Below are 11,510 nucleotides of genomic sequence, written 5' to 3' on the forward strand. Positions count from 1 at the left end.
TGCTTTCATTTGCGACGAGGTAGGAGAAGGTCCTACACCATGCCGCCGAGATCGTCGGACAGAAGCTGGAGTTCCTTGTCGCCGGCCATCAGGTTCTGCAGTTCCTCGATGCCGATCTGCGCCTTCTCATAGGTGCCGAGCGTCTTGCCGCGGTTGAGCACGGTGAAGGAATTGCCGACCGCGTAGGCATGGCGGACATTGTGGGTGATGAAGATGACGCCCAGCCCGTTGGCGCGGACCTGGTTGACATATTTCAGCACCATGGAGGTCTGCGCCACGCCCAGCGCCGAGGTCGGCTCGTCGAGGATCAGCACCTTGGCGCCGAAATAGACGGCGCGCGCGATCGCCACGCATTGGCGTTCGCCGCCCGACAGCGTGCCGACAGCCTGGCTGGGGTCGCGCACGTCGATGCCGATCTTCTTCATTTCCTCGCGCGCCACGCGGTTGGCGAAGTCGAGGTCGAGGAACTTCAGCGGGCCGAAGCGGCGCAGCGGCTCGCGTCCCATGAAGAAATTGCGGGCAATGGAGGTCAGCGGCACCATCGCGAGGTCCTGGTAGACGGTGGCGATACCGGCGTCGAGCGCGTCGCGGGGCGTCGAGAAGGCGACCGGCCTGCCCTCCACCAGATACTGGCCGCTCGTCGGCTTGTGGACGCCGGCCAGCGTCTTGATCAGCGTCGACTTGCCGGCGCCGTTGTCGCCGAGCAGGCACAGCACCTCGCCGCGGCGCACCTTCATCGACACGCCGTTCAGCGCCACGACCGGGCCGAAATGCTTGACCAGGTCGCGGACCTCAATCAGCGGCACGTCCTGGGAAACCGGACGGGCGGAAGGATTGGCAGCTTCACTCATGTCGCCCTCCCTCACCGCTCGCCTGTGGCGCGGCGGCGGATATAGCTGTTGAACAGAACGGCGGTCAGCAACATCAGGCCGAGGAAAACCTGGAACCAATCGTTCGGAGCGCCGGTGAACAGGATGCCCATCTGGACGACGCCGAAGATCAGCGCCCCGAAGAAGGCGCCGACGACCGAGCCGTAGCCGCCGGTCAGCAGACAGCCGCCGATGACGGCTGCGATGATGGCCTCGAATTCCTTGAGCAGGCCGCGGTCGGCTGCTGCCGAGCCGAATTCCATGACCTGGCATGTAGCATAGACCGTGGCGCAGAAGGCCGTGACCATGAACAGCGCGATCTTCACCCTGGCGACCGGCACGCCGACATTGCGCGCGGCATTGGCGTCGCCGCCGGCGCCGAAGATCCAGTTGCCGAAGCGGGTGCGCGTCAGCACGACATGGCCGATCAGCGCGATGAAAAAGGCCCAGATGACTACCGCCGGAATGCCCTGCACAACAGGCTGCCCGTTGGGCAGCTTGCCGATGACGCCGGCGTTGGCGAGCCACACGAACAGACCGGGAAACGCCTTGCCGGAAAACAGCGGCACCACGATCGAGCCGTCGGCGAAATTCTTGACGCCAGATACAATGGTGCGGTTGGCGAACAGGATGGAGAGCGCGATCGTCATGCCGCGCAGGATGTAAAGCGAGGCCAGCGTGACGATGAAGGAGGGCAGCCGGGTGCGCACCACGACCAACCCGTTCAGGAAGCCGATCAGCAGCGCGCCGCAGAAGGCGAAGACGACGCTGGCCTCGATCGGCCAGCCGAAATAGACGGTCGGGATGGCGATCATCATGCCGGCGAAGCCGATCATCGAGCCGACCGACAGGTCGAACTCGCCCCCTACCATCAGCAAAGCCGCGCCGGTGGCGATGATGGTGAGCTGAGCGGTGACGGTGATCCAGTTCATGATGCCGTCGGCGGCGAACATGCCGGTGCCGTGCGCCGTCGCGCCGAAGAACAGGAACACCAGGACGGTGCCGGCGATGGCGCCGAGTTCCGGCCGCGACAGGAGCTTGCGCAGGCCCGACTGTCTTTGCAGGCGTTCATCAACGTGCTGTCCCGCAGCCGGGACGGCTTCGCTCTCCGCCATGGCGGCCTCCCTTTCTGATTGAGCGGGGGCGCGCGACGCTGCCGCCGCGCGCCTTTGCCGAAGCCTAGCGGTATTCGCCGGCCAGCTTTTCGACCATCTCGATATTGTCCTTAGTGACGAAGCCCGGACCGGTGTTGACGTTGTTCGCCGGCAAGACGCCGTAACGCTTGTATTCGGTCAGGAAGATTACCGGCAGGTAGCCCTGCAGGTAAGGCTGCTGGTCGATCGCCGATTCGACGATGCCGTCCTTGATGCCCTGCGAGATGTCGGCGGACAGGTCGAAGGTGATGAAATTATACTTCGAGGTCTCGCCGGTATCGCGCAGCAGCTTGATGGTCGGCTCTGCCGAGTTCGGGCCGAGGGTCAGGATGCCGTTGGTATCGGGATGAGCGGTGAGATAGGCCTTCACCTTGTTGTAGACCTGGGTCGGATCCTGCGTGGAATCGATCATGTGATCGCCGAGTTTCACGCCGAGCGCATCGGCATAGCCCTGACAGCGTTCCACCGACGCGGCGTTGGTGATGTAGTGGTTGACGCAGACGAAATCGGTGACACCGGCCGCCTTGGCGCGCTCGCCGGCGCCTTTGCCTGCGTCGTACTCCGGCTGACCGATATGCATCAGCGCGCCGAGTTGCTTGGACTGCTCGGCCGTGCCCGAATTGACGGTGATGACCGGGATGCCCTTGGCGACGGCGCCCTGGATGGCGCTCTGCAGCACGTCGAAATCGGCGATCGTGGTGATGATGCCGTCCGGGTTGGTGGCCGTCGCCTGCTGGATGATGCGCGCCATGTCGGCGATGTCGCCGGTCGCCGGATTGCGGTAGTCGACCGTTGTCTTGGTATCGGCGGCGGCGTTCTTGAGCGCATTCTTGATGACGTTCCACCATGAATCGGTGTCCGGCGCATGGCTGACGAACACGAAATGCTCGCCGTCCGCATGAGCCACGGCACCGTAGCCGACGACCAGTGGCAGGGCCGCAACGGCGGTTGCCAGAAGTTTCTTCAAGCGCATTCCCATGATCTCCTCCCTGGAGTTGCTGTGAAAATTGGAATTTATCTACCAAATTTCTGCATTTTGGTATATATATTCCATATTGCTTCGATACGTCAAGCAGGTTCGACCGTTCGGGCCGGTTGAAATATCGAAGCGCGGGCCATCTTCCCCGATCCGCCTCTGCTTGATATGGGCCGGGACGCGGGAAGCCTGATCCTCCGTGCCGAAGGAAGGGAGAACGATGAGCGCCATCGACAAGGCCACTGCGGCGCCCCCGCGCGATTTCGAGTCGCTGCGGGCGGCGATCCTCGAGCGACGGCAGAACCTGCCGAAGCGCATCGCGCAGGTGGCCGCCTATGCGTTGGACAATCCCGACGATATCGCTTTCGGCACCGCAGCCTCGATCGCCGCATCGGCCAGCGTGCAGCCGTCGACGCTGATACGCTTCGCCCAGTTGCTCGGCTTCGACGGCTTCACCGCGATGCAGGCGGTGTTCCGCGAGAGGCTGCGCGAGCGCACCTCGTCCTACGACGACCGGCTCACCGCGCTGCGCGACAAGGCCGAAAACGGGGCGGGACATCGCGCCATCTTCGACGGCTTCGTCGCGGCGGCGACGACCTCGCTACAGGATGTCTCGCGTTCCGTCGACGAGGCGCATCTCGATCAGGCGATCACGCTCCTGGCCGGAGCCGAGACGATCCACGTGCTGGCGCGGCGGCGTTCCTACCCGGTCGCCTCCTACATCGCCTATGCGCTCGGCAAGCTGCAGATCCGCACGCAACTCATCGAATCGGCTGCCGGCATGGAGGCCGAGATGATCGGCTTCGCCACGGCGAAGGACGCCGCCGTCATCATCAGTTTCGCGCCCTACGCGCCCGCGACGATCGAACAGGCCGAGACGCTGGCGAGGCTGGGCGTGCCGATCGTTGCGATCACCGATTCGGCGTTCTCTCCGCTGGCCGAATTCGCCGACATCTGGTTCGAGGTCGCCGAGGCTGATTTCGCCGGCTTCCGGTCGCTCTCGGCCAGCATGGCGCTGGCCATGGCGATCTGCATCGGCGTGGCGGAAAAGCGGCGTGGCCCCGCCGGCAGGTCATCGCCGGAGCCGAAGATCCGATAGGGAATGCCTGTTCCATATTGACGGATTTATGGAATTAATATTTCATAATGCGACGCGGGGCATCTGGCCCGGCACGAAACACGGGAGATGCGGATGAGCGACACGGTCGACGCGCAGGCGTCGCTGGATGTCATTACGATCGGCCGCGCGTCTGTCGATCTCTACGGGCAGCAGATCGGCTCGCGGCTGGAAGACATCACGTCCTTCGCCAAATCCGTGGGCGGCTGTCCAGCCAATATCGCCGTCGGCACGGCGCGGCTCGGCCTGCGCTCGGCGCTGCTCACCCGCGTCGGCGGCGAGCAGATGGGCCGCTTCATCCGTGAGCAGCTCGTGCGCGAGGGCGTTTGCGACGCGGCGCTCAAGACCGATCCGGAACGATTGACGGCGCTGGTGCTGCTGTCGGTCGAGGAGGAGGGCGTGTCGCCGATGATCTTCGTGCGCACCGACTGCGCCGACATGGCGCTGGAGCCCGAAGACGTGAACGAGGCTTTCGTCGCTTCGGCGCGCGCGGTCGTCGTCACCGGCACGCATTTCTCCCGGCCCAATACGGCCGCCGCGCAACGCAAGGCGATGCGCATCATGAAGGAGAAGGGCGGCAAGGTCGTGTTCGACATCGACTACAGGCCGAATCTCTGGGGTCTCGCCGGCCATGCCGAAGGGTTCGGCCGCTACGTCAAGTCGGATCGGGTCTCGGCCGAGATGAAGGCGGTGCTGCCCGATTGCGATCTGATCGTCGGCACCGAGGAGGAAGTGCTGATCGCCTCCGGCGAGAGCGAACTGCTCCAGGCGTTGAAGACGATCCGTACGCTGTCCACGGCGACCATTGTGCTCAAGCGCGGCGCCATGGGCTGCATCGTCTATGACGGACCGATCCCGGACGATCTGGAGGACGGGGTCGTCGGCCAGGGTTTTGCGATCGAGGTCTATAACGTGCTGGGCGCCGGCGACGCCTTCATGTCGGGCTTCCTGCGCGGCTGGCTGGGCGGCGAGAGCCTCACGACGTCCGCGACCTGGGCGAATGCCTGCGGCGCCTTCGCCGTCTCGCGGCTGTTGTGCGCGCCGGAGTACCCCACCTTCGAGGAACTGCGATATTTCCTCGAACACGGCAGTTCCCACCGCGCGCTACGCAAGGACGAGGCGCTCAACCATATCCACTGGGCGACGACGCGGCGGCACGACATCCCATCCATGATGACCTTTGCCTGCGACCACCGCATGCAACTCGAAGCGGCGGCCGAGAAGGCCGGCGCCGACTTTTCCCGTATCAAAGAATTCAAGGTGCTGGCGGTGAAGGCCGCCGCGCATGTTGCAGCCGGCCGGCCGGGTTACGGCATGCTGCTCGACGAGAAATACGGCCGCGAGGCGATGTTCGAATTCGCCCGCCATCCTTTCACGTGGCTGGGGCGGCCGGTGGAACTGCCCGGCTCGCGGCCACTGCGCTTCGAGTTTTCGCAGGACATCGGCTCGCAGCTGATCGACTGGCCGATCGACCATTGCATCAAATGCCTCTGCTTCTACCATCCGGACGATCCGGCGCCGCTGAAACAGGAGCAGCAGCAGAAACTGCGCGCCCTGTTCGACGCGGCGCGCAAGGTCGGCCGCGAACTGCTGGTGGAGATCATCGCCGGCAAGGACGGCCGCCTGGACGACACGACGGTCTCGCGGGCGCTCGAAGAGCTCTACGCATTGGGCATCAAGCCGGACTGGTGGAAGCTGGAGCCGCAGGCCTCGTCCGTTGCCTGGGCGAATATCGAGGCGGCTATCCGGAAGAACGATCCCTATTGCCGGGGCGTCGTGCTGCTCGGGCTGGAGGCGCCGCAGGACGAGCTCGAAGCCGCCTTCGCCGCGACAGCCGGCGTCGGCATCGTCAAGGGCTTCGCGGTCGGCCGCACGTTGTTCGCAAGTGCTGCCGAGCAATGGTTCGCCGGCAAATCGTCAGACGAGGAGGCGGTCGCCGATATGGCCGAACGCTTCGAGAAACTCACCAGGGCGTGGCTTGCCGTCCGCGGCCGCGAGGCGGCATAAGGGCTGCGGGAGGAAGAACGATGACAAAGACGATCCGCCTGACCATGGCCCAGGCGCTGAGCCGCTTCATGACCCACCAGATGACGGAGATCGACGGCCGGAAAGTGCCGATCTTCGGCGGCGTCTGGGCGATCTTCGGCCACGGCAACGTAGCGGGTCTCGGCGAGGCGCTTTACCAGGTACGCGACGAGCTGCCCACCTATCGGGCGCACAACGAACAGGCGATGGCGCATGCGGCAATCGGTTTCGCCAAGGCGAGCTTCAGGCGCCGTTTCATGGCCGCTACCTCCTCCATCGGCCCCGGCGCGACCAACATGGTGACGGCGGCCGCGCTCGCCCATGTCAACCGGCTGCCTCTGCTGCTTCTGCCCGGCGACGTGTTCGCCAACCGCGCGCCCGACCCGGTGCTGCAGCAGGTGGAGGGTTTCGGCGACGGCACGACCTCGGCCAACGACTGCTTCAAGCCCGTCTCGCGCTATTTCGACCGCATCACGCGGCCCGAGCAGATCATCCCCGCGCTCAACCGTGCCATGCAGGTGCTGACCGACCCCGCCGATTGTGGCCCCGTCACGCTGGCGCTCTGCCAGGACGTTCAGGCCGAGGCCTTCGACTATCCTGAGGCCTTCTTTGCCGAGCGGCTGTGGATGCCGCGCCGGCCGCAGCCGGACGCGCGCGAACTCGACGCGGCGGTCGCCGCGCTCAAGGCGGCGAAGAAGCCGGTCATCATCGCCGGCGGCGGCGTGCTCTACGCCGAAGCCACCGAAACGCTGAAATCCTTCGCGGAAAAGCACGGCGTGCCGGTGATGGAGACGCAGGCCGGAAAGTCCAGCCTGCCGCACGACCATCCGCTCAACATGGGCTCGGTCGGCGTCACCGGCTCCTCGGCCTCGAACCTGCTCGCCGAACAGGCGGACCTGGTGCTCGCCGTCGGCTCGCGCCTGCAGGATTTCACCACCGGCTCCTGGGCGCTGTTCCAGGCCGAGGGGATGAAGATCATCGGGCTGAACGCGCAGGTCTTCGACGCCGGCAAGCACAGCGGCCTGCCGCTGGTGGCGGACGCGAAGGCGGGACTGGAAGCGCTGGACAGCCGGCTGGGCGATTGGAGGGCGCCGGATGCCTGGGTGTCGACCGCGAAGAGCGCCAAGGCCGACTGGTTGGAAGCCGCCAAGGCTGTCACCGACCCGACCAACGCGCTTCCCTCCGACGCGCAGGTGATCGGCGCGGTGCATCGCGCGCGCGGCTCCGGAGCCATTCTGGTCTGCGCTTCCGGCGGCTTGCCGGGAGAACTGCACAAGCTCTGGCCGGCCGGGCAGCCGGGCAGCTACCATCTCGATTACGGCTTTTCGACGATGGGTTACGAGATCGCGGGCGGGCTCGGCGTCAAGATCGCGCGGCCGGACGACGACGTCATCGTCATGCTCGGCGATGGCAGCTACATGATGCTGAATTCCGAGATCGCGACCTCGGTGATGCTGGGCAAAAAGCTCACCATCGTGGTGCTCGACAATCGCGGCTTCGGCTGCATCAACCGGCTGCAAATGGCGACCGGCGGCGCCAACTTCAACAATCTCTTGAAGGACGCGCTGCACGAGGAAATGCCTGAGATCGACTTCGCCGCCCACGCCGCTTCGATGGGCGCGGTGGCACGCCGGGTTTCTTCCATCGCCGAACTGGAGCGGGCGCTGAAGGAGGCGGAGGCCGATACGCGAACCAGCGTCGTCGTCATCGACACCGATCCGCTGATCTCGACGGAAGCCGGCGGCCACTGGTGGGACGTCGCGGTGCCGGAGGTCTCGGTGCGGCCGACGGTCAACGCCGCGCGGGCCGAATACGAGAAAAAGCGCAAGGCGCAGCATCTGGTGAATTGAGACTTCCACCGCCCTGCCCTCCCCGTTCTTCACGCGACAGGATGCCGGCAGGCAGCACAAACGGTCAAAGGTTCGGAGCACTGACTTGAAAGCAAAACTCGGCATGTCGCCCATCGCGTGGTGGAACGACGATCTGGTCGAACTCTCCGACGACGTGTCGCTGGAGGAATGCCTTCGCCAATCGCGCTCGGCCGGCTTCACCGGCATGGAGCAGGGCCGGCGTTTTCCGAGCACACCCGAAGAGATGCTGCCGATCCTCAAGTCAGCCGACGTGACGCTGTGCGGCGGCTGGTTCTCCGGCACGCTGACGGTCGAGGAGCTTGCGGCGAACAAGGACCGCATCGCCCCGATGATCGAGCTGTTCAAGGCGGTCGGCGCGCCATGCATCGTCTATGGCGAGGTCGGCCGCTCGATCCAGGGCGACCGGTCGAAGCCGTTGGCGAACAAGGCAGTGCTGGCCGACGACGAGATGAAGGCCTACGCCCGCAAGGTCACCGAATTCGGCGAATGGTGCGCCGAGCAGGGCATGCCGCTTTCCTATCATCATCACATGGCGGCTGTGGTGCAGTTCGAGCACGAGCTCGACGCCTTCATGAAGAATTCCGGCGAAGGCATCCCGCTGCTGCTCGACGCCGGCCACCTCGCCTTTGCCGGCGGCGACGTGCTCGCGGCCATCGACAAGCACCACAAGCGCATCAACCACGTGCATGTGAAGGACGTGCGCATGGGCGTCATCGAGGCGCTCGACTGGACACGGCAATCCTTCCTGGACGCAGTGGCGCTCGGCGCCTTCACGGTGCCCGGAGACGGCTCGCTCGACTTCGCGGCAATCGTCCGGAAGTTCGCCGATTACGGCTATGAAGGCTGGTTCGTGGTCGAGGCCGAGCAGGACCCGAAGGCAAACCCACCGTTAAAAATGGCCCAAGTCGGCCACAAGGAACTGATGCGGGTGATGGCTGACGCCGGCTACACTGTCGAGACGCAGGGGTTCCCCAGCGCGTGACCGAGACGGCTGGCATATGGTCTGTGCCGGCGCTAGGTTCGACGCGATACAGTAACACCCTCGTCGAGGATCAATGAAAGACGTCGATCATCCGTTCTTCCGGCCGCTGTGGCGGCGCGTCGCGCTGGTCGCGGTCTGCCTGGCCTGGGCCGGGCTGGAATTCTATGGCGGCTCGCAGACCTGGAGCCTGATCGCGCTCGGTTTCGCCGTCTATGGCGCGTGGCAATTCCTGTGGATGTATACGCCACCGAAGGACGAGGCGCCCGCCCCGAAAACCACCGAGGAATAAGCGAGGAAGAAATGTCGAAGCTGCTCGTCAAGGCGAACAAGGGCCAAGGCCGCGTCGCGCATGTCACGCCGGAGACCGCCGGCTGGACCTATGTCGGCTTCGATCTCCATCGCCTGACGCCAGGCGAGATGGTTTCGGAGGAAACGGGAAACCGCGAAGTGTGCCTGGTCTTCGTCACCGGCAAGGGGACAGCCACGGCGGGAGACAGGGATTTCGGCCTGCTCGGCGAGCGCATGTCGCCCTTCGAGGGCAAGCCCTGGTCGCTCTATGTGCCGCAGGGTTCGCGCTGGTCGGTGACGGCCGAGACCGGGCTGGAGCTTGCCGTCTGCTCGGCGCCGGGCCTCGGCGGCGGCCTGCCGGCGCGGGTGATTTCGCCCGACGATCTCGGCCAGGAGACGCGCGGCAAGGGCACCAACACGCGCTACGTCACCAACATATTGCCCGAGGGCGAGCCGGCGGATTCGCTGCTGGTGGTGGAGGTTATCACGCCCGGCGGCCACACCTCCAGCTATCCGCCGCACAAGCACGACCGGAACGATCTTCCCGCTGAATCCTATCTCGAAGAGACCTACTATCACCGGCTGAACCCCTCGCAAGGCTTCGCCTTCCAGCGCGTCTACACCGACGCGGACGCGAGCGGCATGCGCGAACTGGACGAGGTCATGGCGGTGGAGGACGGCGACGTGACGCTGGTGCCCAAGGGCTACCACCCCTGCGCCGCGTGCCACGGCTACGACCTCTACTATCTCAACGTCATGGCCGGGCCGAAGCGCACTTGGAAATTCCATAACGCGCCCGAACACGAATGGCTGCTGAAATAGGCCGGCCCGGCTTTCCTGCTGAGGCTGCGAACATATCCACGGAGCTTATCTTGACCGACGGCAAATGGGACATCGCGGCCGTGCGTGCCGCCTTTCCGGCGCTTGCGCTGGAGGACGACGGAAAGCCGCGTTCCTATCTCGACGCGCCCGGCGGCACGCAGGTGCCGGCGCGCGTAGTCGAGCGCATGGGCGAGGTGATGATCCGGCATTGCGCCAACGACGGCGGCGCGTTCCGCACCTCGCGCGACACCGACCGGATCATGGCCGACGCCCACGCTGCCGTCGCCGCCCTGCTCGGCGCGCAATCGGACGAGATCGTCTTCGGGCTCAACAGCACCACGCTCATCTTCCATTTCTCGCGCATGGTCGCGCGCGACTGGCGAGAAGGCGACGAGATCGTGCTGACCCGCATGGATCACGACGGCAATGTCGCGCCCTGGCTGATCGCGGCTGAGGAACGCGGTGTCACGGTGCGCTGGCTGGATTTCGATCCGGACAGTTTCGAGTACCGCTACGACACGCTTGCCGACTTGATCGGCCCGCGCACCAGGCTGGTCGCCTGCAACCACGCCTCCAATATCCTCGGCACGGTGAACGACGTGAAGCGCATCGTCGCGGCGGGCCGGGCGGTGGGGGCCGTCACCATGGTGGACGCCGTGCAGTCGGCGCCGCACCTGCCGATCGACGTGGCCGACATCGGCTGCGACCTGCTGGCCTGTTCGGCCTACAAGTTCTTCGGCCCACATGCCGGGGTGATGTTCGTGGCCGCTCCGCTGCGCGATCGCCTGACGCCGCTCAAGGTGCGCCCGGCCTCGTTCGACATGCCGTGGCGCCATACGCCGGGCACCCCCTCCTTCGAGGCACAGGCCGGCACCCAGGCCGCGATCGAGCATATCGCCTGGCTCGGCGAGCGGTTCGGCGGCGCAGCGCCGCAGGACCCGCTGCGCGCCCGCGCCGTTGCCGGCATGAACGCGGCCGGCGTCTACGAAGCCCGGCTGATGGATCGCTTCCTGTCAGGCGCGACGGCGATACCAGGCCTGAGCCTCTACGGCATCGCCAGCCGCAACCGGCTGGACGCGCGCGTACCCACCTTCAGCTTCCGCCTTGCCGGCCGGACGCCGCAGGAGGTCGCGTCGCGCCTGGCGGACGACAACATCTTCGTCTGGGCCGGCGACTTCTACGCGCATGAAGCATCCGCGCGGCTCAGCCTGCGCGACCGCGGCGGCCTGATCCGCGTCGGGCTTTCGCACTATACCGCCGAGGAGGAGGTCGACAGGGTCCTTGACGCGGTGGCGCGGCTTGCCGGATGACGACATCCCTGGCCGGGAACCTCGCCTCCCCCGGCCTCTTGAACATGAAAAAGCCCCGGCGAACCGGGGCTTTCGAGCGGCTTTGGCCGTGCCGGC

At 65.7% G+C, this 11,510-nt stretch carries 10 protein-coding genes; 7 read left to right on the forward strand and 3 right to left on the reverse strand.

Annotated elements, in window-relative coordinates; genetic code table 11:
* Positions 1-32: 32 nt before the first annotated feature.
* From ABMA46_RS19145 to ABMA46_RS19155, 3 genes are all read right to left on the reverse strand, one after another.
* The gene (locus tag ABMA46_RS19145) at positions 33-851 is read right to left on the reverse strand and encodes an ATP-binding cassette domain-containing protein (RefSeq protein ID WP_349001604.1); all 819 of its coding nucleotides are present in this window, start codon (positions 849-851) and stop codon (positions 33-35) included.
* 11 nt (positions 852-862) lie between these two features.
* The gene (locus ABMA46_RS19150; RefSeq protein WP_349001605.1) at positions 863-1,984 is read right to left on the reverse strand and encodes an ABC transporter permease; all 1,122 of its coding nucleotides are present in this window, start codon (positions 1,982-1,984) and stop codon (positions 863-865) included.
* 64 nt (positions 1,985-2,048) lie between these two features.
* On the reverse strand, positions 2,049-2,996 hold the full coding sequence (locus tag ABMA46_RS19155) for a sugar ABC transporter substrate-binding protein (protein WP_349001606.1): 948 nt from the start codon (positions 2,994-2,996) through the stop codon (positions 2,049-2,051).
* A gap of 223 nt (positions 2,997-3,219) precedes the next feature.
* On the opposite strand from ABMA46_RS19155, the gene ABMA46_RS19160 reads away from it, so the two are divergent.
* The 7 genes from ABMA46_RS19160 (at position 3,220) to ABMA46_RS19190 (ending at position 11,414) form a co-directional block, all read left to right on the forward strand.
* The gene (locus ABMA46_RS19160) at positions 3,220-4,098 is read left to right on the forward strand and encodes a MurR/RpiR family transcriptional regulator (RefSeq protein ID WP_349001607.1); all 879 of its coding nucleotides are present in this window, start codon (positions 3,220-3,222) and stop codon (positions 4,096-4,098) included.
* Positions 4,099-4,191: 93 nt separating this feature from the next.
* Positions 4,192-6,123 (forward strand): bifunctional 5-dehydro-2-deoxygluconokinase/5-dehydro-2-deoxyphosphogluconate aldolase, encoded by a 1,932-nt coding sequence (locus ABMA46_RS19165; protein WP_349001608.1) that lies wholly within the window; start codon positions 4,192-4,194, stop codon positions 6,121-6,123.
* Positions 6,124-6,143: 20 nt separating this feature from the next.
* Positions 6,144-7,991, forward strand: a complete 1,848-nt coding sequence (gene iolD, locus ABMA46_RS19170; protein ID WP_349001609.1) for a 3D-(3,5/4)-trihydroxycyclohexane-1,2-dione acylhydrolase (decyclizing) — start codon at positions 6,144-6,146, stop codon at positions 7,989-7,991.
* 85 nt (positions 7,992-8,076) lie between these two features.
* Entirely contained in the window at positions 8,077-8,994 is a 918-nt protein-coding gene (iolE, locus tag ABMA46_RS19175; RefSeq protein ID WP_349001610.1) for a myo-inosose-2 dehydratase, read from the forward strand.
* A gap of 73 nt (positions 8,995-9,067) precedes the next feature.
* Positions 9,068-9,283: a DUF3329 domain-containing protein gene (locus ABMA46_RS19180; protein WP_349001611.1), complete on the forward strand. Its 216-nt coding sequence runs from the start codon at positions 9,068-9,070 to the stop codon at positions 9,281-9,283.
* 11 nt (positions 9,284-9,294) lie between these two features.
* Complete coding sequence (gene iolB, locus ABMA46_RS19185) at positions 9,295-10,104, forward strand: 5-deoxy-glucuronate isomerase (protein ID WP_349001612.1); 810 nt, start codon at positions 9,295-9,297, stop codon at positions 10,102-10,104.
* 50 nt (positions 10,105-10,154) lie between these two features.
* Positions 10,155-11,414 carry a cysteine desulfurase-like protein gene (locus ABMA46_RS19190; RefSeq protein ID WP_349001613.1) on the forward strand — a complete coding sequence of 420 codons (1,260 nt, stop codon included), beginning with the start codon at positions 10,155-10,157 and terminating at the stop codon, positions 11,412-11,414.
* The last annotated feature ends 96 nt before the right edge of the window (positions 11,415-11,510 follow it).

The organism is Mesorhizobium hunchu (assembly GCF_040081975.1).
Lineage (GTDB): Bacteria > Pseudomonadota > Alphaproteobacteria > Rhizobiales > Rhizobiaceae > Mesorhizobium > Mesorhizobium hunchu.